22 protein-coding genes are annotated in these 24,412 nt (G+C 59.6%); 15 read left to right on the top strand and 7 right to left on the bottom strand.

Annotation, left to right across the window (positions count from 1 at the left end; translation table 11 throughout):
• The first annotated feature begins 5 nt into the window (after positions 1-5).
• The 7 genes from typA to HMPREF3135_RS03110 all read left to right on the top strand — a co-directional run bounded on the left by typA (position 6) and on the right by HMPREF3135_RS03110 (position 8,392).
• The gene (typA, locus tag HMPREF3135_RS03140) at positions 6-1,919 is read left to right on the top strand and encodes a translational GTPase TypA (RefSeq protein ID WP_016422389.1); all 1,914 of its coding nucleotides are present in this window, start codon (positions 6-8) and stop codon (positions 1,917-1,919) included.
• A gap of 82 nt (positions 1,920-2,001) precedes the next feature.
• Entirely contained in the window at positions 2,002-4,146 is a 2,145-nt protein-coding gene (locus HMPREF3135_RS03135) for an ABC transporter family substrate-binding protein (protein ID WP_070437956.1), read from the top strand.
• An 8-nt stretch (positions 4,147-4,154) separates the two neighbouring features.
• Positions 4,155-5,108 (top strand): N-acetyl-1-D-myo-inositol-2-amino-2-deoxy-alpha-D-glucopyranoside deacetylase, encoded by a 954-nt coding sequence (mshB, locus tag HMPREF3135_RS03130; RefSeq protein WP_070429519.1) that lies wholly within the window; start codon positions 4,155-4,157, stop codon positions 5,106-5,108.
• Positions 5,101-5,622, top strand: coding sequence for a hypothetical protein (locus HMPREF3135_RS03125; RefSeq protein WP_069358854.1), 522 nt, complete (start codon positions 5,101-5,103; stop codon positions 5,620-5,622). Before mshB ends, HMPREF3135_RS03125 begins: the two co-directional genes overlap by 8 nt.
• Positions 5,623-5,854: 232 nt before the next feature.
• Positions 5,855-6,178 carry a ferredoxin gene (fdxA, locus tag HMPREF3135_RS03120; RefSeq protein ID WP_069358853.1) on the top strand — a complete coding sequence of 108 codons (324 nt, stop codon included), beginning with the start codon at positions 5,855-5,857 and terminating at the stop codon, positions 6,176-6,178.
• A 54-nt stretch (positions 6,179-6,232) separates the two neighbouring features.
• Positions 6,233-7,360 carry a succinyldiaminopimelate transaminase gene (gene dapC, locus HMPREF3135_RS03115; protein ID WP_016422393.1) on the top strand — a complete coding sequence of 376 codons (1,128 nt, stop codon included), beginning with the start codon at positions 6,233-6,235 and terminating at the stop codon, positions 7,358-7,360.
• A 90-nt stretch (positions 7,361-7,450) separates the two neighbouring features.
• Positions 7,451-8,392 carry a pseudouridine synthase gene (locus HMPREF3135_RS03110; RefSeq protein WP_070437953.1) on the top strand — a complete coding sequence of 314 codons (942 nt, stop codon included), beginning with the start codon at positions 7,451-7,453 and terminating at the stop codon, positions 8,390-8,392.
• Here the strand turns inward: HMPREF3135_RS03110 and dapD are convergent.
• The 3 genes from dapD to HMPREF3135_RS03095 all read right to left on the bottom strand — a co-directional run bounded on the left by dapD (position 8,389) and on the right by HMPREF3135_RS03095 (position 11,997).
• Positions 8,389-9,360 carry a 2,3,4,5-tetrahydropyridine-2,6-dicarboxylate N-succinyltransferase gene (gene dapD, locus HMPREF3135_RS03105; RefSeq protein ID WP_070437950.1) on the bottom strand — a complete coding sequence of 324 codons (972 nt, stop codon included), beginning with the start codon at positions 9,358-9,360 and terminating at the stop codon, positions 8,389-8,391. The genes HMPREF3135_RS03110 and dapD overlap by 4 nt on opposite strands.
• A gap of 116 nt (positions 9,361-9,476) precedes the next feature.
• Positions 9,477-10,880 carry an amino acid permease gene (locus HMPREF3135_RS03100; RefSeq protein ID WP_172620259.1) on the bottom strand — a complete coding sequence of 468 codons (1,404 nt, stop codon included), beginning with the start codon at positions 10,878-10,880 and terminating at the stop codon, positions 9,477-9,479.
• Between the two features lie 124 nt (positions 10,881-11,004).
• Positions 11,005-11,997: a 2,3,4,5-tetrahydropyridine-2,6-dicarboxylate N-succinyltransferase gene (locus HMPREF3135_RS03095; protein WP_016422397.1), complete on the bottom strand. Its 993-nt coding sequence runs from the start codon at positions 11,995-11,997 to the stop codon at positions 11,005-11,007.
• A gap of 83 nt (positions 11,998-12,080) precedes the next feature.
• Between HMPREF3135_RS03095 and HMPREF3135_RS03090 the strand changes: the two genes are divergently transcribed.
• The 6 genes from HMPREF3135_RS03090 (at position 12,081) to HMPREF3135_RS03065 (ending at position 17,447) form a co-directional block, all read left to right on the top strand.
• Complete coding sequence (locus HMPREF3135_RS03090) at positions 12,081-12,971, top strand: hypothetical protein (RefSeq protein ID WP_224784005.1); 891 nt, start codon at positions 12,081-12,083, stop codon at positions 12,969-12,971.
• A 5-nt stretch (positions 12,972-12,976) separates the two neighbouring features.
• The gene (gene dapE, locus HMPREF3135_RS03085; RefSeq protein WP_070437946.1) at positions 12,977-14,113 is read left to right on the top strand and encodes a succinyl-diaminopimelate desuccinylase; all 1,137 of its coding nucleotides are present in this window, start codon (positions 12,977-12,979) and stop codon (positions 14,111-14,113) included.
• Positions 14,114-14,182: 69 nt separating this feature from the next.
• The gene (locus tag HMPREF3135_RS03080; protein ID WP_070429515.1) at positions 14,183-15,010 is read left to right on the top strand and encodes an LOG family protein; all 828 of its coding nucleotides are present in this window, start codon (positions 14,183-14,185) and stop codon (positions 15,008-15,010) included.
• 45 nt (positions 15,011-15,055) lie between these two features.
• Positions 15,056-15,868 carry a dihydropteroate synthase gene (gene folP, locus HMPREF3135_RS03075; RefSeq protein ID WP_070437943.1) on the top strand — a complete coding sequence of 271 codons (813 nt, stop codon included), beginning with the start codon at positions 15,056-15,058 and terminating at the stop codon, positions 15,866-15,868.
• Positions 15,869-16,090: 222 nt separating this feature from the next.
• Positions 16,091-16,258 carry a DUF3117 domain-containing protein gene (locus tag HMPREF3135_RS03070; protein ID WP_005509573.1) on the top strand — a complete coding sequence of 56 codons (168 nt, stop codon included), beginning with the start codon at positions 16,091-16,093 and terminating at the stop codon, positions 16,256-16,258.
• A 313-nt stretch (positions 16,259-16,571) separates the two neighbouring features.
• Positions 16,572-17,447 (top strand): methyltransferase domain-containing protein, encoded by an 876-nt coding sequence (locus tag HMPREF3135_RS03065; RefSeq protein WP_048732862.1) that lies wholly within the window; start codon positions 16,572-16,574, stop codon positions 17,445-17,447.
• 3 nt (positions 17,448-17,450) lie between these two features.
• Here the strand turns inward: HMPREF3135_RS03065 and budA are convergent, their stop codons facing one another.
• The 3 genes from budA to glgA form a co-directional block, all read right to left on the bottom strand.
• Positions 17,451-18,200 (bottom strand): acetolactate decarboxylase, encoded by a 750-nt coding sequence (gene budA, locus HMPREF3135_RS03060; RefSeq protein WP_083280597.1) that lies wholly within the window; start codon positions 18,198-18,200, stop codon positions 17,451-17,453.
• A 130-nt stretch (positions 18,201-18,330) separates the two neighbouring features.
• Positions 18,331-19,854: a glycoside hydrolase family 5 protein gene (locus tag HMPREF3135_RS03055; protein WP_070429514.1), complete on the bottom strand. Its 1,524-nt coding sequence runs from the start codon at positions 19,852-19,854 to the stop codon at positions 18,331-18,333.
• A gap of 202 nt (positions 19,855-20,056) precedes the next feature.
• Positions 20,057-21,253, bottom strand: a complete 1,197-nt coding sequence (glgA, locus tag HMPREF3135_RS03050) for a glycogen synthase (RefSeq protein WP_049190040.1) — start codon at positions 21,251-21,253, stop codon at positions 20,057-20,059.
• 112 nt (positions 21,254-21,365) lie between these two features.
• On the opposite strand from glgA, the gene glgC reads away from it, so the two are divergent.
• The gene (gene glgC, locus HMPREF3135_RS03045; protein ID WP_042388575.1) at positions 21,366-22,583 is read left to right on the top strand and encodes a glucose-1-phosphate adenylyltransferase; all 1,218 of its coding nucleotides are present in this window, start codon (positions 21,366-21,368) and stop codon (positions 22,581-22,583) included.
• A 334-nt stretch (positions 22,584-22,917) separates the two neighbouring features.
• Here the strand turns inward: glgC and HMPREF3135_RS03040 are convergent, their stop codons facing one another.
• The gene (locus HMPREF3135_RS03040; RefSeq protein WP_049193703.1) at positions 22,918-23,592 is read right to left on the bottom strand and encodes an O-methyltransferase; all 675 of its coding nucleotides are present in this window, start codon (positions 23,590-23,592) and stop codon (positions 22,918-22,920) included.
• A 158-nt stretch (positions 23,593-23,750) separates the two neighbouring features.
• Between HMPREF3135_RS03040 and sigE the strand changes: the two genes are divergently transcribed.
• Complete coding sequence (sigE, locus tag HMPREF3135_RS03035; protein WP_070429357.1) at positions 23,751-24,404, top strand: RNA polymerase sigma factor SigE; 654 nt, start codon at positions 23,751-23,753, stop codon at positions 24,402-24,404.
• Positions 24,405-24,412 lie beyond the last annotated feature (8 nt).

Here is a 24,412-nt window from a genome sequence, read left to right as displayed (position 1 = left end):
CGCCTGTGAGCGATACCGAGTTCCGTAATGTCGCCATTGTCGCACACGTCGACCATGGCAAGACCACTCTCGTGAACGCCATGCTGGAGCAGTCCGGCGTTTTCAGCGACCACGAAGAAGTTGCAGACCGAGTGATGGACTCTGGTGACCTTGAAAAGGAAAAGGGCATCACCATCTTGGCGAAGAACACCGCTATTCGCCGAAAAGGTGAGGGCAAGAACGGCGAAGACCTCATCATCAACGTCATTGACACCCCTGGTCACGCCGACTTTGGTGGCGAGGTGGAGCGCGCACTGTCCATGGTTGACGGCGTCGTGCTGTTGATCGACTCCTCTGAAGGTCCGCTGCCGCAGACCCGCTTCGTCCTGGGCAAGGCGCTTGCTGCCTGCATGCCGGTGATTATCGTGGTCAATAAGACTGACCGCCCAGATGCACGTATCGACGAGGTTGTCGAGGAAGCACAGGATCTGCTGCTCGAGCTAGCCTCCACCCTGGAAGACCCGGAAGCTGCTGAGGTCGCTGAGCGCAACCTTGAGCTGCCGGTTCTCTATGCCTCTGGTCGTGCCGGTAAGGCTTCTACCGAGAACCCGGGTAACGGCAACTTGCCGGAGTCTGAGAACCTGCAGCCGCTGTTCGACGTCATCACCGAGGTGCTCCCGGAGCCGTCCGCTGAGATTGATGCCCCGCTGCAGGCGCAGGTTACCAACCTGGACTCCAGCTCCTTCCTCGGTCGAATTGGTCTGATTCGTATCCATAAGGGCCGTATCCGCAAGGGACAGCAGATTTCGTGGATTCATTACGACTCCGAGGGCAATGAGCATGTCAAGAATGCGAAGGTCGCGGAGCTGCTGCGTACCGTCGGCGTGACCCGCGTACCTGCTGAAGAGGCCATTGCTGGTGACATCGCCGCTATCTCCGGTATCGACGAGGTCATGATCGGTGACTCTCTCTGTGATGCCGAGCATCCGGACCCGCTGCCGCGCATCCTGGTCGATGAGCCGGCTATTTCTATGACGATCGGCGTGAACACCTCGCCACTGGCAGGCCAGGGTGGTGGCGATAAGCTGACCGCTCGTATGGTCAAGGCCCGCCTGGACCAGGAGTTGATTGGTAACGTCTCGCTGCGCGTGCTGCCGACCGAGCGCCCGGATGCCTGGGAGGTGCAGGGCCGTGGTGAAATGGCGCTGTCCGTTCTGGTTGAAACTATGCGTCGTGAGGGCTTTGAGCTGACCGTCGGTAAGCCGCAGGTTGTTACCAAGACCGTCGACGGCAAGGTTCAGGAGCCGTACGAGCACCTGACCATCGATGTTCCAGAAGAGCACCTGGGTGCTGTCACTCAGCTGATGGCGGCTCGTAAGGGGCGCATGGAGCAGATGGGTAACCAGGGCACCGGTTGGGTGCGCATGGAGTTCCTCATTCCGTCCCGCGGTCTGATTGGCTTCCGCACTACTTTCATGACGGAGACCAAGGGCACCGGTATCGCCAATCACTACTCGGCCGGCTACGGCGAGTGGGCTGGTGAGATTAAGGACCGTCCGACAGGATCGTTGGTGGCTGACCGTACCGGCCAGATCACCGCTTACGCACTGATTCAGCTTTCTGACCGCGGCACCTTCTTCGTCGAGCCGGGTGACCAGGCTTACGAGGGCATGGTCGTTGGCCAGAATCCGCGTGATGAGGACATGGACATCAACATCACCAAGGAAAAGAAGCTGACCAATATGCGCGCAGCCTCGGCTGATGCGACCGTGACTCTGGAGAAGGCGCACAAGCTTTCCCTCGATGAGGCTATGGAGTTCTGTGGCGCTGACGAATGTGTTGAGGTCACCCCGGAGGGCATTCGCGTACGCAAGCAGATCCTCAGCGCCACCGATCGCGCTCGCGCTCGTTCCCGCGCGAAGGCCATGAATAAGAAGTAATTCGGGTTGCTAGGGGACTGGGCCACCTGAAAACCAGTCTCGGGGTAACTGACTCGGCCAGGTGTCGAGTAATCTCGTGGATATGTTTATTCGCAGCCGTCGTCACGCAGCTTCTCGTCGATTTTTCGTAGCATCGACACTCTGCGTGACGGCGGCTTTGGCGTCTTCGTGCATGGCTCGCCCGTCGGACGCTCCGACTGTGCCCGGGCAGCAGGAAGTGCCGGTGCAGCAGGAAGACACCGCTGACCAGGCTAAAAAGATGCGTGAAGTCACGGTCGGTGTCGACGAGTTTGTCGAAGGCTTCAATCCGCATTTGCTTGCCGACGTCTCCCCGGTGACCAGCCTGGTAGCGCGACTGACACTGCCTAGTGTTTTCACCCCTGCGCCGGTAGAGGGCGAGGCTGGTGACGCTAGTGCCTCCGCGCAAGCTCCCGGAGTGGTGGATAACGCTGCCAACGCTCGCTCGGCAGGAGCTCCCCAGTGGCTGCTCAACTCCGACTTGCTGGATTCCGTGCAGGTCATCGAGAGTGATGACAGCAAAGACGGTGACGCCAGAAACGGAACTGGAAACGGAAAAGCGGCCGATGTTGACATCACGGATCCGACGGTAGCGGCAGAGCATGTCCGCTACCGCATTCGAAAAGGGGCGCAGTGGAGCGATGGCACGCCAATCAGTGGCGAGGACTTCCGCTACCTATTTTCCCAAGTCACGTCCACGCCAGGATCGCTGGATACGGCGACTTATGAGCTGATTAAATCCATTGATGTCTCCGATGGTGGCCGTCAGATTGACGTGACGTTCACTCAGCCGATTACGCATTGGCAGCGCCTGTTTGCACATCTCTTGCCAGCGCATTTGATGCGGTCGAACACTGATGGTTTTTCCGAAGGGCTGGCCAGCCGTTTCCCGGCCTCCGGTGGGCAGTACACCGTCGAGTCGATGGATGTCGGCCGCAACATCATTCGACTGGTTCGAAATGACCGCTACTGGGGTGAGCAGCCAGCAGCCTCGGAGGTTATTACGCTGCGTGCCATGCGTAGTGCCATCGATGGTGCGGAGCAACTGCGTTCGAAGCAGATCCATGCCGTGCAGGTCCGTCCGACGGAGACCTCTGAGCTGACGTACGGTCTGGTCCCCGGTGTTGCTGAGTTCTTCCATGAGCCGAACCGGGAACTGGTTTTCAGTACCAATCTCGCGTCGAGCAGGCTTGCCGACGAATCCGTCCGCCGGGCCATTCTGAGCACCATCAACGTTGCAGAGGTCTCAGAGGTGGCCACCGGGCGCCGAATTGCGGGTGGTTCTGGTGACGGTGGTGACCAGGAGCGATTCGAGACACCACAGGCTGGTTTTACTGAGGACAATCCGCTACGAATTGGCATCATCAGCGACGGTATAGCGGCACGCGCTGCGGCTTTTGCGGTCGCTGACCAGTTGACTGCAGCTGGTATCCCCGCCACCGTTGTTTCGTATTCTCCGGCGGACATGCTGCGGTCTTCGTTGCCCTACGGAACTGTCGATGCCGTGGTGGCATGGGCAGAGCAGCCCAATTCTGTCCAGGCGGCCCGGGAACGCTATGTGTGTACGGAAGGCTCGGTCAGTTCGCTGCCGCCGAAGGACCTGGACGAAGCGGGCGCAGAGTCGGCTGCTGAGTCTGAGTCCGAGTCTGATTCTGAGCTCGTCGATAGTTCGACAAGGCCTGCGCCAAGTGGAGATCGGGAAAAGAGTGCTGAAGAGCAGGGCTCGTTGGACGGGACAACACCATCTGAACAGTCCAAATCTTCTACCTCAGCGGAGCCGGCTGACCTAAATGGAGTACCAGTTGCTCCGAAATCGGCTGCTCGGAGCGAGAATCTCTCCGGTCTTTGTGACCCACAGATTGATGAGCTGCTCGCTCCCGACAGTTCTGCGTTGCCCGCTGAACTCGCCGATATCATTGCTGGCCACAGTATCGAGCTGACCTTGGTGAAAGACGGCTTGCTGACGGTGGTCAGCCCGGAAATTACAATTACCGGGAGGAGGGACTCTTCGCAGTGGACCGATGACCCAGTGTTGGGCCGCCTCGGTGTTCTGGGCGAGGTTCGCCGTGTCTCGACACAGAGTGGGGCTCGAGAATCGTCTGAGAATTCTCAGACGAGAGATAATCCGCGCGAAGATACAGAGCAGGACGGTTCGGGTCAGAACCAAGATGGCCGCGATAACATCGACCAGGAGAACAAGGGGAAGTAAGAAAGTCCGTGAAGTTACTTTTTGTTCACGCACATCCAGATGACGAGTCCATTTGGACAGGTGGTTTGATTGCGGCTGCCGCGCGTTCCGGAGCGTCGGTAAGCGTAGTGACCTGCACGATGGGCGAGCTGGGAGAGGTCATCGGTGCGCCGTACCAGGGGCTAGTTGCTGATGAAGCCGACCAGTTGGGCGGTTTCCGCGTCGCCGAGTTGCGCTCGGCGCTGCGTGCGTTAGGCGCCAACGGTCCTGATAACGCGCCGCGGTTCCTCGGCGGCGCTGGACGTTGGCGTGACTCCGGGATGGCCGGTGACAAGGGCAATGAGCATCCGCGTGCCTTCGTGAACTCAGGTGATGAGGCGGTCGCCCAGCTTCGCACCATCCTCGATGAGCTGCAGCCAGACCTGGTCATTACCTACGACGCCGATGGTGGCTATGGGCATCCGGACCACATTCGTGCGCACGATATCACTGTCGCGGCGTGCGGAAATCGCTTTCCGACGCTGTGGGCGGTCACCGATCGTGAGGCAATGGCGGCGGGGCTGGATGCCATTACCGTGGTACCGGAGAGCTGGCAGTCGTGCGATGTCGACGACTTCGCCACCGTGACTGGCCATTTCGAGGTTCAGCTGGATGACGCCGCTGTGGCTGCCAAGGTTGAGGCCATGCGCGCGCATGCGACGCAGGTGTGGTTCGCCGATGGTTCCGTCAGCGAGGTTAATCCGGATGCTGTCTATGGGCAGACCGATGGCTCTGGTCGTGCGCGAGCCGTCTGGGCGTTTTCCAATTTGCTGTGTCAGCCGGTGGCACCGACTGAGGCATACCGTTTTGGTACGGCGACCGCTGCGTCCCTGGAAGAGCTGGGGGAGCTGGTGAATATCCAATTACCGCCAGAGCCGGTAGCGAGCGTCGACTCTGTACCGAGCGTGGATCTGGAAGCGGAGGGGAGTGCGGACGATGAGTAACCCTCAGCCTCACGAAAGCGAAGACTTGATTAACGCTGCTGGCGGAAAGTTGAAGAACGAGCGCTTGAGTATTGAAAAGCGCACATTCGGGGATGAGCGCTATTGGGGTGACCCGGAACGTTCGCAGCCACGCGAGAACTTCCATCAGGGGGAGGTCACAGTAGCGCTAGTCTGGCTGTCGCTGGCTGCGTTGGCAGCGTTGGTGATTGAAGTAGTTTTCCTCGGAGTGTGGATTACCATCGGCTCGGTTGCTATTCCGTTGCCGTGGACCATTCCGCTGGCCTATATTGCCAATCTGATTATCACCAACACAGCGTTGCTGTGGACACGCGATCGCTCCAAAGCTGCAATTCCGACTGTCATCTGGGTGCTGGGCTTTGCAGGCATTCTGCTGTGGGCAGTGCTGCCCTTCGGTGGGGACTTGGCAATGGGGCAGTGGTTGCGAACAGTGCTGCTGCTTGTTTGCGGTGTGCTGGGCGGTGCCTGGCCACTGCGCCATCTGCGGGCACTCTAGCGAAAACCGCAGCGGATACTGCAGGAGACGGTGAGGAATTGATACAGGGCAGGCCCGCATCAATGTGGCTCTTTCTGGAGCCAGTTGAAAACAACACCCACGTTGGGTGTAGACTCCAATCTGAATATACCGCTCTGTCTATTTTGCTCTGTTTCTCGTCGGAACGGCATAATCGACAGATAGCGAAAGCCTCATCCCATATCTTGTGAGAAAGGTTCTTAAACCTAAAACCATGACTTACATCATTGCCCAGCCATGTGTTGACGTCCTCGACCGTGCCTGTGTTGAAGAGTGCCCGGTTGACTGCATTTACGAGGGCAAGCGCATGCTCTACATTCATCCTGATGAGTGCGTGGACTGTGGCGCTTGTGAACCGGTCTGCCCAGTCGAGGCCATCTTCTACGAGGACGATGTTCCGGATGAGTGGGTTGAATTCATCGATGCGAATGTCGACTGGTTCGATGAGTTGGGTTCCCCGGGTGGTGCCGCCAAGCTCGGCCCCCAGGACTTCGATGTGCCATTCGTGGCAGCTCTGCCGCCGCAGGCAGAAGAATAAAACCACAGATGATTAAACCTATTTCTTTTCCCGGGAAGGACTTCATCACCGCCCATGTCAGCTGCCCGTAAGCGCGTAACTCCCGGTTCTCTTTTGCCTCAGTTTCCGTGGGATTCTCTCACGCAGGCGAAAGCCACTGCGGCTGCGCATGAAGAGGGCATGGTCAATCTCTCGGTCGGCACACCGGTCGATGAAGTCGCTCCGATAATTCGGAAGGGCCTTACCGAAGGTGCTGCCGCACCGGGTTACCCTCAGACCGTCGGCACGCCTGAGCTACGTGCTGCGATTGTTGCAGCGATGGCGCGGCGCTACGGCGTGACGGGACTGGAGTCAGCGGTCAATGGCGGCAATGTGCTTCCGGTCATCGGCACCAAGGAAGCGATTGGCTGGCTTCCCTTCCTCCTCGGCGTAGGCGCGGGGCATACCGTCGTCATCCCCGAGCTGGCATATCCCACCTACGAGGTCGGCGTTCGCATCGCAGGCGCTGAGCTGCTGCGTGCGGACTCGCTGACGCAAATCGGCCCCGCCTCGCCGACGCTGATGTTCATCAATTCCCCGGGCAACCCCAACGGCAAGGTCCTCGGTGTTGAACACCTGCGCAAGGTGGTTGAGTGGGCGCGTGCTCGGGAAGTCATTGTCGCCTCTGACGAGTGCTACCTGGGGCTCGGTTGGACTGAACAGCCAGTCAGTATTCTCGACCCGCGAGTGTGCGACGGTGATTTCACCAACCTGCTGGCTATTCACTCGCTGTCCAAGACGTCGAACATGGCGTCGTACCGCACCGGCTGGTTCGCTGGCGACGCGGACCTCATCGCCGAGCTGGTTTCCGTGCGCCGTCACATGGGGCTGATGATGCCGGGACCCATCCAGCACGCCACGATCGCCGCGCTTAACGACGACTCCCACGAGGCTGAACAAAAGCAGCGCTACAGTGACCGCCGTGAGATTCTGCATGATGCACTGGTAGCCGCAGGTTTTCGTATCGATGACTCCGAGGGCGGGCTCTATCTGTGGGCTACTCGCGGGGAAGACTGCTGGCAGACGGTTGATTGGCTGGCTGAACGCGGCATCCTGGTCGCACCGGGTAGCTTCTACGGGCCCAAGGGTGCGCAGCACGTACGGGTGGGGCTCACAGCGACGCTCAGCGACATCGAAGTGGCGGCGGCGCGTATTCGCGGCTAGCCCCGGCCAGATGTGCTGGCTCTAGCAGGCCGAATGCTGCAAACGGTGCCGACATCGGCATAGACCAAATCATAAAAAAGGGAGTGTGCCGTGGGACGTGCCGCAGGCAACCGAGATGCGTGGTGGGGCCTCGAGAAGAACCGTAAGACTGCGCAAGTCGATGCCGCCGCTCACGAGTGCGAGGAGTACATCCCCTTTGAGCCGGCAATTGTGGCCGACACCGATGAGTTTCTGGTCGTAGACAAGCCACCTTTTCTGCCGGCGACTCCCAACGGCCGCATCGTGGCCAATACCGTGCAGGAGCGACTGCGACGTAGTCTCGAGGAACCGGAGATAGTGGCCGTTCACCGCCTGGATTTTCTGACCAGTGGGCTGCTGTTGCTTTCCCGGAATCCGGCTACCCGTGCGCGCTACCAGCAGCTTTTCCAAAACCAGGAAATCACCAAAGAATACGAATGCCTCACCGTGATGCCCGATGATTGGCATGTGGGGGAAACCAGGGATGTCACGCTTCTGCTCGATCCCAACCCGGCGGGGCGCGGAGTAAAAGTCGTGGAGACCGACGATTTCGCTCGCGCTGCCGCGAAGAATCCCAAGTTCAAGCTCGCACGCACAACCGTGACCTTCCTCGGCCGAGTAGCCGCGGACATCGGCGATGTGCTGGCGAACAGCCATGGCGGTGGTGCGACCAGCACCAGCATTCCGCTGCACGCAGTCGGCTGTGGTTGTGGGCATTGCGGGAGTCGCATGCAGGTGGGGCGCTGGCGGCTACAGCCCCATACGGGCCGCACGCATCAGCTGCGGGCGACGATGGACTGGCTAGGCTATCCCATTCTCGGTGAGGACACCTATGGCCGGAAAGCGGGGGCGCAGGGGCCGTCGGCAAGCGCGGGCAGCGCGCCAAAGTACACGCCGCAGCTGCGATTGACGGCAACCGCGCTGGCCTTTGTCGACCCCGTCACTGGTGAGCGACGTGTCTACCGGAGCGCGCGGAATATCGCGGCCCCGGCAGACGTGCCGACCACCCCTTAGTTAGCGTGCAGCTCCGCGCTGAGCTTCACCTTTTCGGCAGCCCACGGCACAACCTCGACTGCACCAGAGAGCGAGTTGCGGCGGAAGAGCATATTCGATCCGCCCGAGAGCTCGCGGGCCTTGAGCGTCTTCTTCACACCGTCTAGGGCAACGAGGCACTTGGTGCCGGCAGTGATGTAGAGCCCGGCTTCGAGTACGCAGTCATCGCCGAGCGAGATTCCGAGTCCAGCGTTCGCACCGAGTAGGCATCGCTTGCCGACGGACACAACTTCCTTACCTCCACCGGATAGTGTGCCCATGATGGACGCACCACCGCCGATATCGGAGCCGTCGTCGACGACGACCCCCTGAGAGATACGGCCTTCCACCATGGAGTGTCCAAGCGTGCCTGCGTTGAAGTTGACGAAGCCCTCGTGCATGACTGTGGTGCCCTCTGCGAGATGGGCTCCAAGGCGCACGCGGTCAGCGTCACCGATGCGGACTCCGGTGGGAGTGACGTAGTCGACCATGCGGGGGAATTTATCGATGGAGTAGACGGTGACAGGCCCGCGGCGCGACAGCTTGGCTCGGGTTACCTCGAAGCCTTCGACAGCACAGGGGCCAAAATTCGTCCACACCACATTGTTGAGCTTGCCGAAGATGCCGTCCAGGTTGATGCTGTTGGGGGTGGCCAGGCGGTGGGACAGCAGATGGAGACGCAGGTAGGCATCGATGGTGTCGACTGGTGCGTCATCGAGTGAAGCGATGGTAGCTGTGACCAGACGGCGGGTGGTGCCGCGGTCCGCATCGGCTACGGCCAGATCTGCGAGGTAGGTGAAATCTTCGGGCAGTGCGTCGGCGTCGATGGTTCCGGTCGTGGTGGAGGTTGCTGTGCCCTCCTCGATGAGCTTGGGGGCGGGGAACCAGACGTCGAGAACAGTATCGTTGTTAAAAGTGGCAATGCCGGTAGCTTGTGCTCCAAATTTCATGGAAAACAGGCTACCGGCATATCCCTATCTATGAAAAGTGTTCCGCAAATGTGTAGCAAGGAAATGTTCGGATAGGGGTAGCAGGGTGGTTAGGCCCTGCAGTCAGTTGCTAACGGCTAGTTGCTATCGCTGGACTCGAGAGCCTCGCGGGCCGCGGTGCGGCTCTTCTTAGTCAGTGCAGCGAGCACCGCGAGGAACGCAGTGACACACACAACGGCGATAACCTGCTGGCGAGCACCAGAATCGGTGAGCATGCCAACAGCGAGGCCCAGGATCAGGATGACCGCTACCCAGGACAGTGCCGGGTAGGCCCACATGCGAACGGAAAGCTCGTTGTTCGCCTCCATCTGCGGGCGCAGCTTAATCTCGGACAGGGCGATGACCAGCCAGATCACCAGCAAGCAGCCGCCGACAGCGTTCAGCAGGAAGACCAGGACACTCGAGCCGTCGAAGACAACCTGCAGGCCAACGGAGACGAAGGCGAAGACCATCGACATGATGACCGCACGGTTCGGAACTGCGCCCTCATTGGTGTGGGCGAAGAAGCGCGGTGCCTCACCGCGGGTGGACATCGAGTAGACCAGGCGAGAGGTTGCGTAAATCTGAGCGTTGAACGCGGACAGCAGCGCCAGAACGATAATGGCCTCCATGAAGCCAACGGCACCCGGAATGTTTGCCTGCTTCAGAACCTGGGTGAACGGCGACTCAGCTGCGGAGTCAGCGCCGTCAATCTGGGAGTACGGCAACAGCAGGATGATGACGGTCACGCAGCCCAGGTAGAACACAGAGATGCGGAAGATCACCGAGCGGACAGCAGCAGCGATGGAGCGTTGCGGATCTTCAGCCTCAGCAGCGGCGATTGTGACAATCTCGATACCGCCGAAGGCGAAGGCCACAGCCAACAGACCAGCGGCAATGCCGGACACTCCATTCGGGAGGAATCCGGACTCGGCAATATGCGTCGTACCGACGAAGCTGGTGCCTGGCAGCAGACCGAAGAAAAGAAGAACGCCAATGACCAGGAACGCGATAATCACCGCGACCTTGATGAACGCGAACCAGAACTCGAACTCGCCGAAACCGCGCACATTCGCCAAATTCACTACAGCGAAGAAGACAACACAGATCAGGCCTGGAATCCAGCCCGGAATACCGAACCACGCACCCATGATGGCACCGGCGCCGGTGATCTCAGCACCGAGCACCATGATGAGCATGAACCAGTAGAGCCAGCCGAGGACAAAGCCAGCCGAGGAACCAAAGGCCATCTCGGCATAGGTGGAGAAGCTACCCGGTGTCGGGCGGGCAGCGGCCATCTCGCCGAGCATCTGCATGACGAGGACGACAATGAAGCCAGCGATGACATAGGAAACTAGAACACCCGGGCCAGCTGCCTTAATGCCGACGCCCGTACCAAGGAAAAGACCGGCACCGATTGCGGAGCCAAGACCCATCATGGTCAGGTGTCGAACCTGCAGCCCCTTGCCCAGCTGAGCTGTCTCGCCGGAGGTGGAGGTAATTTGCGATTCGGTCATGTCGCAAACATTACCTCGCTGATAACAGGGGCAATAACCGTATTACGGGTTTACCCCCATTCACCGTTTCGGGGCCAATTAATGTGTCTTCAAGAGCACCGAAAGTAGGTTATCCGGCCAGCTCATCCGGCACGTCGGCAAGCTGAGTGAAAGCAGCGGCACCTTCGTCATTGCCCGGGCGTTCCGTGCGGCGGACGCACACCGCCGAGTGGTCCGGGTGATGGTAGAAGTGCATGTTGTCGCGGCCCGAAATTTCCCATGCCTGAATACGGCGGTTCTCCGCGGGGACATCGATGGGCGTATCGGGGGCAATGAGGATGCTTCGGTCAATAATGCAGTCATTACCGAGGCTGACGCCGACGGTGCCGGCCGCGATATCGATGTGGCAGCGCTCGCCAACCGTGAGCGGCTTACGCTGACCGGAATCGTCGTGAGCGGCAATGATGGAGGCCGACAGTCCCACCTTCGTGTGCGCGCCAATGACGACACCGGAGGATAGACGTCCCTCAATCTTGCATGGGCCCAGAGTGCCCGAGTTCAGCGAGACAAATCCCTCGCGCAGTACGGACGTACCCGGTGCCAAGTAAGCGCCCAACCGCACGCGCTCGGCCTCTGCAATGCGCACACCGGCGGGCAGCACATAATCGACCATGCGCGGCATGCGGTCGATGGCGTAGACGTGAATCAGACCGCGGACGCGCAAGTGGGTGCGCAGTTGCTCGAAGTTGTCCGGCAGACATGGCCCCTTGTTGGTCCACGCCACCACATGGAGTAGCTCGTAGAGCCCCTTGGTGTTTAGCTGGTGCGGCTTGACCAGGCGGTGGGAGAGCAAATGCAGGCGCAGGTAGGCATCGTGCGGGTCGACAGCAGGCTTGGACAAATCCTCAATGGACGTGCGCACTGCCACCTGCTCCACGCGGCGATCCTCGTCCAAAATCACCTGACGAAGCAACTGTGGGGTCAAATCAGCGGCGCCGAGCCGGTGAGTGCTCGATTCTACGACCTCATCGCTTAACTGAGGTGCGGGAAACCAAGTATCGAGAACTGTACCGTCCATTGCGATGTTGGCGATTCCCGTAGCGACAGCACCAGATGTAATCATGATTCTTAATATTAGTATCCCTTTAAGGAATCTTCGCGGAAGGATGAACTATGCCCCTAGCTGGCCTTGAAAGCACACAGAAAATGAAGCAGTGGTTCTTAGTGAGCCTCATCATTGCTGTCAGTGTGCTCGGACTCGGCTTCGTCCTGGCCTTGCCGGTGGTCTTCTACGTGGGATTCGCACTGCTGAGTGCCTGGATTCTTGCCGTAGCCAGCTTCTTTGGTTTCGTTCTGCCGCCGCGAGCAATGCCAATTGGCGCAGTCGGTGTGGCTATCGCCGCAGTGGTTGCGCTCATCGCGCCGAACCGTCTTGTGCTGGTTATCGCAGTTGCCATCGCGGTGGGGCTCGGCGGTGGCATGATCGCCCGTCTTCTGCTGGAGCGCAAGAACCGCGATCAGCAGGCACGCATCGATGCCCTGCCGATGTGGGAGCGCGATGAGCTGGGCGATGTCGCCGAAACGCTTCGTCCTGCTTATCGACGAGACATCGATCCCACTCCGGTGCAGCTGCCACATGCAACGGCCAAGATTGTCGCGGCCGTCTGTAAGCCGCTGGCCGGTTCTACGGTTATTGTCAGCACGAATGAGCTGCGTCCGGTAATTGCGGTCTATGGCTCCCGTGTGGCTGTGGTCTATGGTCCCGGCGCGGGCGTTGTCGAGGAAGAACGTGGCAACGGAGAGGCGACCGATTCTGCGGGGGAGGAGCGGGCGCTGGGGTCGTCGGCAAGCGAAACTCCGGAGGCAATCATTGCCCAAACTCTCCCGGAAGGAGCGAAAACCCTGGTCTTTGAGGTGGCTGATGGGCTCAAGCGCCCGGCGGAGGGGAGAATTGGTGTGACCTCCGCCGAACCGCATGAGCTGGCGCTGTTCCTCGGCGGTGGCGCGCCCGCCAATGGAGATGCGATCAATGGTCGTGCGGCGCATATTCATCACAAAATTCTGGTTTCGCTGGCGCACAATGGTTTGTACGCTTAATTGATGTGAAATCGAAGTTAAATCTGCTCCAAGATCCTGTAGACCTCACGGCGGCACTGGTGGACATCGAATCGGTGTCCCACAATGAGACCGCGATAGCGGATGCCGTCGAGGCGGCATTGCGTGAGGTCGCGCAGGCAGATGAGTCGATTGAGGTCCTGCGCATTGACAACAACGTGATTGCGCGGACCCATCGGGGGTTACCGCAGCGCGTGATTTTGGCAGGGCACCTGGATACGGTGCCAACTGCGGACAATGTGCCCTCGACGCGTGGGGTAGACGCGCAGGGGCGAGACACACTGTTTGGGTGTGGAACTGTGGACATGAAAAGCGGTGACGCGGTCTACCTGCATGCTTTTGCGACGCTGGCGGCAAGCCAGGAGTTGCAGCGCGATCTGACGCTCATCATGTACGAATGCGAAGAAATCGCCGCGGAGTTCAACGGGTTGCGGCACTTGAGTGAGTCGCATCCGGAGCTCCTGGCTGGCGATGTCGCTTTGCTGGGCGAGCCCAGCGGCAATGTCATCGAAGCCGGCTGCCAGGGCTCTATTCGCCTGCGTCTGACCGCTCACGGCACACGTGCACACTCGGCTCGGGCGTGGCTCGGCGACAACGCCGTGCACAAGTTAGCACCGGTGCTGTCACGCATTGCCGCCTATGAACCGCAGACCGTGGATATCGACGGCTTGGCCTACCGCGAAGGGCTCAACGTCGTCTGGCTGGAGGCCGGGGTTGCTACCAATACGCTTCCCGACGAGGCGGTGCTGCGAGTCAACTTCCGATTCGCGCCCAACCGCAGCGCCGATGAGGCCATGGCGCACTTCCGAGAGGTGCTTGGACTCGACGAGTTCGCGCCCGAGGACCTCACCGTCGATGTCGAGGATGTGAGCCCTGGGGCGCTGCCTGGACTGCATGCGGCGGCTGCGAAGGAGTTGGTTGCGGTCGCAGGCGACGTCGTAAAGCCCAAGTTTGGGTGGACCGATGTGGCGCGTTTTTCGGCGCTCGGCATTCCTGCGGTGAACTTTGGCCCGGGTGACCCGGCGTACTGCCACAAGAAGGATGAGCAGATTCCGGTCGAGTGCATAACGGCACTGTGGGAGGATGTGCGGCGGTACTTGACCACCGCGCCGGTGGCTGAGTGAGCCTAGAATCACACCCCACCCTCGCCGAGCGGGTGCGCGTATGTCATTGCTGGCATACATTGTGAGGTTATGAAACCTGTACGTACTCCGTCCCCAGCTAAGCGCCGTGCACTCCGCGGCCCAATCGCGATTCGACAGGCGGGCGAACCGCAGGCGTCTACGACCGACCGCAGGCTGTTGTCACACAATCCGAACACGGACTGGCTGCACAACGATACCTGGCGTGTGCTGCGCATTCAGTCGGAGTTCGTTGACGGCTTTGGTGCGTTGGCGGAGATTCCGCCGGCGGTGACGGTATATGGTTCGGCACGTCTGCCAGAGGATAGCCCTTACTACCAGTGGGGCTTCGACCTGGGCAAGGCGCTGGCGGAGGCGGGTTACGCGACCATCACCGGTGGCGGCCCGGGCATCATGGAAGCCGCCAACCGCGGCTGCTACGACGCCGACGGCCTGTCCATTGGGTTGGGCATTGAGCTGCCGCACGAGCAGCACTTGAATGACTGGGTCGACCTGGGCATGAACTTCCGCTACTTCTTCGTGCGCAAGACCATGTTCCTGAAGTACTCGCAGGCGTTTATTTGCCTGCCGGGCGGTTTCGGCACTCTCGATGAACTCTTTGAGTCACTGGTGATGGTTCAGACCGAGAAGGTGGAAAATCACCCAATCGTGCTGCTCGGCACTGAGTTCTGGTCGGGGCTGGTTGATTGGATGCGTGAGAAACTAGTGGCCATGGAGCTGATTTCTCCGACTGATATGGACCTTTTCCTGGTCACCGACTCCATTGACGAAGCGGTCGAGTACATCGAGGCCGCGCACGAAAAGCTGTTGGAAGAGTGTGAGCCGACCTCTGACGTTTCCGAAAAGCTCCGCCGAGTCCGTCGCTTCAGCGAAAGGTAGGACGCTGTGCGGAGTTTTTATCAGGACTCCGCGGTGCCGACGGTGATGGCCATCGTCAATCGCACCCCGGATTCCTTCTATGACCGTGGCGCGACGGCTGCGGAGGAGGCTGCGCTTGCTCGCGTCGACGAAGTTGTTGCGGCAGGCGCGGGCATTGTCGACATCGGCGGCGTCAAGGCCGGTATCGGTGCAGAAGTAACTGTTGCCGAGGAAATCGAGCGCGTGGTGCCGACCATCGCGAAGGTCCGCGAGCGCTATCCTGACCTGCACATTAGCGTCGACACCTGGCGCGCCGAAGTCGGAGAGGCCGCCATTAACGCTGGCGCCAACCTCATTAATGACACTTGGGCGGGCCATGACCCGGAGCTGCTGGAAGTCGCGGGTTCCCACGGGATGGGTTACGTCTGCTCGCACACAGGTGGGGCACTGCCACGCACCAATCCGATTCGCGTGCGTTACGACGACGTCGTGGACGATGTCATCTCAGAAACCGGCAAACTCGCCCAGAGGGCAGTGGACGCTGGCGTGCCGGAGGACCGCATCCTCATCGATCCCACCCACGACTTTGGCAAGAACACCTACCACGGCCTCGAACTTCTGCGGCGCTGCAATGAGCTCGTGGCTACAGGCTGGCCGGTGCTTATGGCGCTGTCGAATAAGGACTTCGTCGGTGAGACTCTGGACCGCCCGGTCGAGCAACGTGTGCCCGGCACCTTGGCCGCGACTGCCCATGCGGCAGCTGCCGGCGTTGCGGTGTTTCGTTCGCATCAGGTGTCCGAAACCCTTGATGTCTGTCGCATGACTCTGGCTATTTCTGGTGATTTTGCACCACTGCATCCGGTGCGTGGGCTGGTGTAAGGGGCGTAGTTTGAGGCGCTTCACCCATGCCGCTGCGTGAAACAAAAGACTATGATGAAGAGAAGTAGTCGAAATGCCGACCGGGATTCTAAACCGGGATTTTAAACCGGGGTCTTAGACCGAGGTCTTGAACCGGGATTGTCAATCTCCCAGCTACCACAGCTGAGCTGGGGTAGCTGTTCGTCTCCTGCATCGACATTGTCTTAGAACGAAGGAGTTCACATGGCAGCAATGAAGCCGCGTACCGGTGATGGTCCGCTGGAGGCAGTTAAAGAGGGCAAGAAGATTGTGATGCGCGTCCCCGCAGATGGTGGTGGGCGCCTGGTGGTGGAACTGTCCCCGGAGGAAGCCAAGGAGCTCGGTGCAGAGCTTGTAGCAGTAGTGGAGTAGCAGAGTAGTGGGGTATCGGGTAGAGGCCGGGTAGTGGCCGGGCCTGTCCGGTTTTGACCCAGCGGCGACCTACACCAGTGGTGTAGGTCGCCTTTTCTTTTTCAGGTGATAACGGCTCGAATGAGGGTTTATGAACAAAAAATACGGGCTGCAAATGTGAAACTGTGCAAGTTTATGACACTTTCAAGCCAGTTTTCGGGCAATTTTTGTCATAAACGTAGTCAGTAACTCGCATTGGAGTTACTTGGCTGAGCTCGACACGGGCTAAGATAGTGAAAATTATTTTTCTAGCTCAGTTTGAGGAGTGACCGACGTGCTAGCTGACATCATTGATGTGCTTGCTGACCCCATCGATGGCACTGATTTGAAGTTTGGTGATGCCGAACGAATGACTCTGAAGTCCGAATCCGGACATAGCTATGATGTCGCCCGCCAGGGTTACGTTACGCTCGCCGGAGGGGCTGGTCTGCGCTACACCGGCGATGACGCCAAGATGATTACCGCCCGCGAGGAGTTCCTCTCTGGTGGCCACTATGCTCCATTCGTTGAGGCAGTTACAGGCAACGTCCAGGACGTGCTTGACGACGCCAACGTGTCCGAGGCCGCCAGCCCAGTCATCTGCGAAGTCGGTGCGGGCACTGGTTACTACCTCGCACACACGCTGGACAGCATTCCCAATTCCCGTGGCGTAGGCATTGATGTGTCTGTGCCGGCCGCCAAGCACCTGGCCAAGAGCCACCCGCGCCTCGGCGCCGTTGTAGCCGATGCGTGGGCGCGTCTGCCGCTGCGTGATGGCTCCATCGATGCGCTTACAGTCGTCTTCGCACCTCGCAACGCGGAGGAGTTCGCTCGCGTGCTCAAGCCGGGCGGCCAGGTTGTGGTTCTGACTGCCACCACTGGTCACTTGGGTGAGCTTCGTGAGCCACTGGGCATCATTGATGTCGAGCGCGGCAAGGTCGAGCGCATGATTTCCCAGGCAGAGGGGCACCTCGTGCCTGTTGGCGACCCGGAGCTGGTGGAGTTCGGTATGAACCTCAACCAGGGTGCAATCGCCGCGCAGATCGGTATGAGCCCGTCGGCACGCCATATTCACCCGGAGGTGCTGCAGGAACGCATTGCGGCGCTACCTGCAGAGATGCACGTCACCGCCCGTGCCTACGTCACTCGTCTTGGCCGCCCGGGAGACTAGCGTTTACTCCTTGACCTCGGTTTTGTGAATCTGCTCATCCAGGTCTTCCGGATCCAGGTCAGCATCCGAGAATTCCGCCGTTAGCGGAAGGCGAAGCTGCAGGTCAGTGCCCGGGCACAGTTCGATAGTGCCCGAGCGCAGCTTAAAGTCCAGCACATGCCCGCCGCCGGTGCCGCCTTCCGCGAGGAAGTGCACGTGACAGCCGGGCACCGAAATTCCCTTCTCATAGACCGGCGTGCGGAAGCCCGCAATCGTGCCCTGCAGGTTCTCAAAATCAACCGAGGCGTCTTCTTCCGTCGCATCAACCATCTTCTGGTACGGCTTTTCCTGCTTTACGACGGTTCGAGTCTTCACCCACTCAAATTCGCCGGTAATCCGCAGTGCGTACATAAAGTTTTGGCTCGGCACCAGGGAATCGATGATGGGGCTAATTTCCTTGCGAGTCAGGTTTTCCGGCGCATCCATCACCGTGTGGGGAACGAAGTTGGTGACCACCGTGTAGGGGCTGCGCTGATCCATGGTGGCCCGGGTCGCGGAGCCGTCGTGACGCACCTGCCAGCAGACACCGTCGAGGATTACCATTTCGCCATCGAGACCGTCGAAGGTGCCGATGCCGAAGTTTCCATGACCAAGGATTTCGCCAATGGTCATCTCGCCGTCGTAGATGCCATCGAGCAGTGCGGACATCAGTGAGTTTTGGAAAATTGTGTGTCGGACCGTTGGAAAATTCTCGTGAGTGGTCATGGAAGCCATTATATTCCCGATATTTGTAGCCCAAGCTGAGGTGGGTTTTCGGTCCGATGGTGTGGGAGGACCCTGCGGCACGAAAAACGCCCTGCGGAAGAATCCACAGGGCGTTATTTGGTGAATCGAGCGGTTGGTTCTACTTCGGCTGGATGGTGACTGACACGTGGTCAGCAGTGGAGACGATATGAACCGTCTGGCCATCGGCAGCGACAGTGGCGTGGCCACCCTCGACATTCACTGTGAACCCATTCGGGAAGTTGATTGAGGGCACAACGAGCTCGCTGGTGGAACCAGGTGCGAAAACTCCGGTGCCGTCGACGCGGCTATTGTTCCAGCTGGCCTTGTAGACACGGGTGTCGCGGTTCCAGTCAGTAGCCTGCGGGGTGCCTGCGACCGCTCGCAGGTGTGGAGCGGCGAGAATGGTCATCTTGTCGCGGTTGAAGGCATCGGCACCTACAGGTCCTGGAACCTTCGGGTCGAAGACCATGCCCTGTTCCTTCTGATTCTGCGTCGTCGGGTCGTCGCATCCACAGTAGGACCAGTACTGCCAGCCGACCATGTGGCGCCGGGCAAGCGAAATTACGCCATTGAGGGTATCGGCATCGTCGGTGGCGCCGAACTCGGAAAGCAGTGTGGCCGAGCCGTTACCGGATGAGACGATTTCCGCATTGTCGAAGGTACGACCATCGAAGAAATCACAGCCCGTGTAGGTGTTGAACAGGGCATTCGTGGTGCAGTAGACATGCCAGCTGAGAGCCGTACCAGCGGTTTCAGGAACCTCCGGGGCTGCCGGATTCGTGTTCAATCCGGTGTTCCACATGGAGTAGGGCTCGTAGTGGACAATAGCGTCCGGGTCCTTGTTGACAATCTGATTGGCAGCCTTCTGGTGCAGTTCATCGAGCTTTTCCTTAGCCGGGCCGCAGTCGCCGAGAGCCAGATAGCACAGTGGGTATGCCGAGCCTGGCCACGGTTCATTAATGATGTCGTAGCCCATCAGTCCCGGCATGTCGCCAAGGCGTTTGGCGACATGGCCCCACATGGCTGCGTAACGCTCCTGCAACCCAACACCGCCCGGCCCTTCGCGGTTATTCAGGAAGTTGTCGTATGCCCTAATGAGGCCGATATTGAGGGCCTGGTTAGCGGGGAAGCCAACCTTCAAGAGGCTGGGAACGCCGTCGTCAATGACAGCCCAATCCGGGGCAAATTCGCCTTCGAACTTCTCGTTGTACATGTCCTGGTGGGCATCGACCAAGACCGCGATTCCACGCTCAGTGAGCATGGAGATAGTGCGGGCAATGGAATCCAGGTATTTGTCGTTGTACTTGCCGGGCTTTGGCTCTACTGCTTTCCAGATAATGCCGACTCGCATGGAGTCGAAGCCCTGCTGCACGAGCCAGTCAGCATCGTCCTCGTTAAAGCCTCCGGCCTCTGGGGTGTAAGGATCGTGCTTGTAGACGATGTTCGACCCCTGAGTGAGGAAAGCACGGCCATCACCGTCGGTAAACCAGCGACCGGACTGTCCAAGGGGACCACGCTCGGTGATGGTAGCGGTACTAGGGGATGGGGCTACTTCTGTAGCGAGCGCCTGATGCGGTAGTGCACCCGCTAGCGCTATGGCAATGGCGGCACCAACTGCTGCCACCTTCTTAGTGAATCTCATACTCAGGATGCTATTGACCAGTAATGATAAATTCAGCCAAAACTCAAATTAGGTTTAGAAAAGTGGGCAAGGGCATAAGTAAATGTCCTGAACGGGGTTAGTAAAAAGGCTAAGAAAGGCCCACCGCTTCCTTCTCGGAAGCGATGGGCCTTATGAGGAGACTCCGTCCACCGCGCATCCGTGGCGTCTCGCAGACAGCCAGCTACATCAAAGACTTATAAACCTCAACGGTCTGCTGAGCGATGTTCTCCCAGCTAAACACATCTTCAGCACGCTTCTTACCCGCCTGGCCAATCTTGGTAGCGCGGTCGCGGTCGGCGACCATGTTGTTAACCGCGGCAGCGATTCCACGCTCGAAGCCCTCCGGATCAGACTCGTCGTAGTGAACCAAAGTGCCGGTTTCGCCATCGACGACAACCTCCGGAATGCCGCCGACATCAGAGGCGACAACGGCGGTGCCACAGGCCATAGCCTCAAGGTTAACGATGCCCAGCGGCTCGTAGATGGACGGACAGACGAACGAATCCGCGGCTGTCAGGATCTCCTGGATCTTCTCCTTCGGCAGCATGTCCTGCACCCAGAAAATGCCATCGCGCTTCTCCTGGAGGTCATGGACGAGCTGCTCAGTCTCCTTCGCGATTTCCGGGGTGTCCGGAGCGCCGGCGCACAGAACGAGCTGCACACCGTCGTCGAAAAGCGATGCGGCCTTGACCAGGTGAGCGACACCCTTCTGACGGGTGATGCGGCCGACGAACGCGACCATCGGGCGAGACGGGTCAACGCCGAGCTCCTCCAGGACAGACCAGCCGTTCTGTTCCTTGGACTCTTCCCACGTCGGGCGCGGGTGCCACAGCTCGGTGTCGATACCGTTCAGGACAACGTGAACCTTGTCGGGGGAGATACGCGGGTAGGCGTCCAGGATGGCGTCCTTCATGCGCGCGGAAACAGCAATGACAGCGTCTGCGTACTCCATAGCATTGCGCTCGGACCAGCTGGAAACGTCGTAACCGCCGCCGAGCTGCTCGCGCTTCCACGGGCGGTGCGGCTCCAGTGAGTGCGCGGTGGCCACATGCGGAATGCCCTTGAGTAGACCGGTGAGGTGACCGCCCAGGCCTGAGTACCAGGTGTGAGAGTGGACGACATCAATGTCGGTTGCCGCGGCGGCATTGGCCATGCGCAACCCCGTGGACAGCGTCTTAATCGAGGCGTTGGCATCCTTCAGCTCCGGGTCAACGCCGTGGACATATACATCCGCCTCATCGCGAGGAGCACCCATGCAGTGCACATCGACGTCAACGCCGTCGAGGCCGCGCATGAAACGAGTCAGTTCAGTTACGTGAACACCTGCTCCGCCGTAAATCTCCGGAGGGTATTCCTTGGTCATCATGGCAACACGCATAGTTCCAGCGTAACCAGATTTGACAATTTCCGTCGCTTGATATGCCTGGGTGTGGGTAGCGGGGAGGGGAGACTGGCAGCGAGGAACGTAAATCGCATATAGGTTGGTTGGTGTGAGGAGTCAACCACATGTTTTGTCCATTGTCCTTGCCGGTGGCGAAGGCAAGCGTCTCTTCCCGCTGACGGAAGACCGCGCTAAGCCCGCCGTGCCTTTCGGCGGTAGCTATCGGCTTATCGACTTCGTGCTGTCGAACCTGGTCAACGCAGGTTTCCTGAAGATCTGTGTGCTGACCCAGTACAAGTCCCACTCGCTCGACCGTCACATTTCGCAGGCGTGGCAGCTGTCCGGCATCACCGGCCAGTACGTCACCCCGGTGCCGGCTCAGCAGCGTCTGGGTAAGCGCTGGTTCACCGGTTCGGCGGACGCGATTCTGCAGTCACTGAATTTGGTTTATGACGAGGATCCGGAGTACGTCATCGTCTTCGGTGCCGACCACGTCTATCGCATGGATCCGCAGCAGATGCTGGAGGCCCACATCGAGTCTGGCGCTGGCGTGACCGTCGCTGGTATCCGCGTCCCGCGTTCTGAGGCCAGCGCATTCGGTGTCATCGATGCCGATGACAACAACCGAATCACCGAGTTCCTGGAGAAGCCGGCAGATCCGCCCGGCACCCCGGATGACCCGAACTCGACGTTCGCGTCGATGGGTAACTACATCTTCACTACCTCCGCGCTTATCGACGCTATTAAGCGTGACTCGGAAGATGAAAACTCCGACCATGACATGGGCGGAAACATCATTCCGATGCTGGTAGAGGAGGGCGAAGCTTTCGTCTGGGACTTCAAGGACAGCTACGTTCCTGGTGAGACCGAACGTGACAAGGGCTACTGGCGTGATGTCGGTACCATCGATGCCTTCTACGAGGCCAACATGGACCTGATTTCCGTCCACCCGGTGTTTAACCTCTACAACAAGAAGTGGCCAATCCACACCTTCTCGGAGGAGAACCTGCCTCCGGCCAAGTTCGTCCAGGGCGGTATTGCTCAGGCTTCGATGGTCGGTGCTGGTTCGATTGTCTCCGGTGGTACGGTCCGCAACTCGGTGATTAGCACCAACGTTGTGGTCGAGGACGGCGCGACGGTGGAGGGCTCGGTTCTCTTCCCAGGCGTTCGCGTCGGCCGCGGAGCAGTGGTTCGCCACGCGATTTTGGACAAGAACGTTGTAGTTTCAGATGGCGCCATTATCGGTGTCGATCCGGAGAAGGACGCAGAGCGCTTCAAGGTCAGCGCTGGCGGCGTTGTGGCCGTTGGTAAGAACCAGGTTATCTAGGCTGGTTGAGTCCGAGCGGCTGCAAAAGGGCACGTACCGTGGGGTACGTGCCCTTTTTCTTCTAACCCTTTTTGCTACCTAGTTGCTACCTAGCCCCAAAACCGGCAGCCCCAAAAATTATGGGCTGCACGTGTGGCTACGGGCTTCGCATGTGAATACGGGCTGCAAATGTGAAACTGTGCGAGTTTATGTCACTTCCAGACGATTTTTCAGATCATTTTTGTCATAAACGCAGTCAGTAACTTGGCTTGGCCCGCCGCCGCGAGTCATAAACGCAGTCAGTAAGTCGCAGTGGCCCACCGCTGCCGCTAGCCGGCCGGCCAACAGTAGAAAACTACTTCTTCACCAGCACAGTGGTGCCAGCTGCTAGAGGTAGGCGCATCACGTAAGCGTCGTCAAGCTGGAGCATATATTCGTCGGCTTCGCGGGCAGCGACGGTGTCACGGTCAGTGCGTGACGAGTCAGCGACAGTGCCGTCGAGGAGCGCGCCGGTCAGGACGAGCGCGCCACCGGAGCGAAGCAGCGGCCAGGCCTTTTCCTGGGCGGCGCGGAGGATCGCCGGGGCGACGTCCAAGTAGACCAAGTCGTAGGAGTCGGCGGCCAGTCGATCCATGACCTCCAGCGGCTGCGAAGGCAGGAAGCGCTGTCGGTTGGGGCGGATGCCTGCGGCTCGGAAAGCGGACTTTGCCAGAGACTGGTGCTCGAGCTCCGGGTCGATGCAGGTGAGAACGCCGTCATCGCCGAGGCCGGCGGCCAGGTGCAAACCGACTACGCCTGCCGCAGGCGATGCGATGACAGCGGCGGGGTGACCGTCGCGGCGGGCACTGGTCAGAGCCATGAGCGAGGTCAAAGCGGCGCCGGTCATCGTATCGGGGACGGCAACTCCGTATTCGCGAGCGCTCTCTCGGGCGCTTTCAAGGGCCTCGGAGACTACGGTCGTGTTGTTGACGTGCTGTGCAATAGCGTCACGTGCGGATAGCGGGGTAGCAGAAGAACTCGTTTCGGACACGTTCTATAGCGTAGGAAAAAACTCCGGGCAGGGCAGCGGGGCGCGCCGGTCAGTGCCGGACTAGGTGGGTAAACAAGCCTCAAGTTTGTCTGGACTCTCAAACTATTTTCAGGGTAAGGTCACTACAAACCTAAGGTTGGTAAGGAACACTGAACCTCATGCCCGAACGAGTCAAGTCCGAACGAGTCAGCGTAGGCGCCAGCCGCGAGGACGCCGCGTCCGCTGACGTAACTGAGCAACTGTCCGGCACCGCGGCTTTTGACGCAGGTGTGGGGGAGATGCCGTCGTGGTCGGAGCTGGTCCAGGCCCACGCGGATAGTGTTTATGGGCTCGCATATCGGTTGACTGGTAACCAGCAGGACGCGGAAGACCTGACGCAGGAGACATTCATGCGTGTGTTCCGCTCGCTGAAGTCATACCGTCCCGGCACTTTTGAAGGCTGGCTGCATCGGATTACCACTAACCTGTTTTTGGATATGGTCCGGCATCGGCAGGTCATCCGGATGGAGGCGTTGCCGGAGAACTACGACCGCGTCCCGGGTACGCTGAAGACCCCGGAGCAGGCCGTCGATGACGCGATGCTCGACCCGGATTTGGAAATCGCGCTGGCTGAGCTGCAGCCGGACTATCGCGCGGTGGTTGTCCTCTGTGATGTGGTGGGGCTGACCTACGAGGAAATTGCCAGCACCCTTGGGCTCAAGATGGGCACTGTGCGTTCGCGTATTCACCGGGCACGTTCCAGCTTGCGGGCGACGTTGGAGCGCCTGGAGAAGGAACGACAGGAGCTGCCGGAGTCGGTCACCGCAGGCTAGATTTCCCG

Source organism: Corynebacterium sp. HMSC14H10 (genome assembly GCF_001807105.1).
In the GTDB taxonomy this organism is placed as follows: domain Bacteria; phylum Actinomycetota; class Actinomycetes; order Mycobacteriales; family Mycobacteriaceae; genus Corynebacterium; species Corynebacterium jeikeium_D.
The sequence above is the reverse complement of the archived record's forward strand: the minus strand, read 5'-3'. Positions and strand labels throughout refer to the sequence as shown.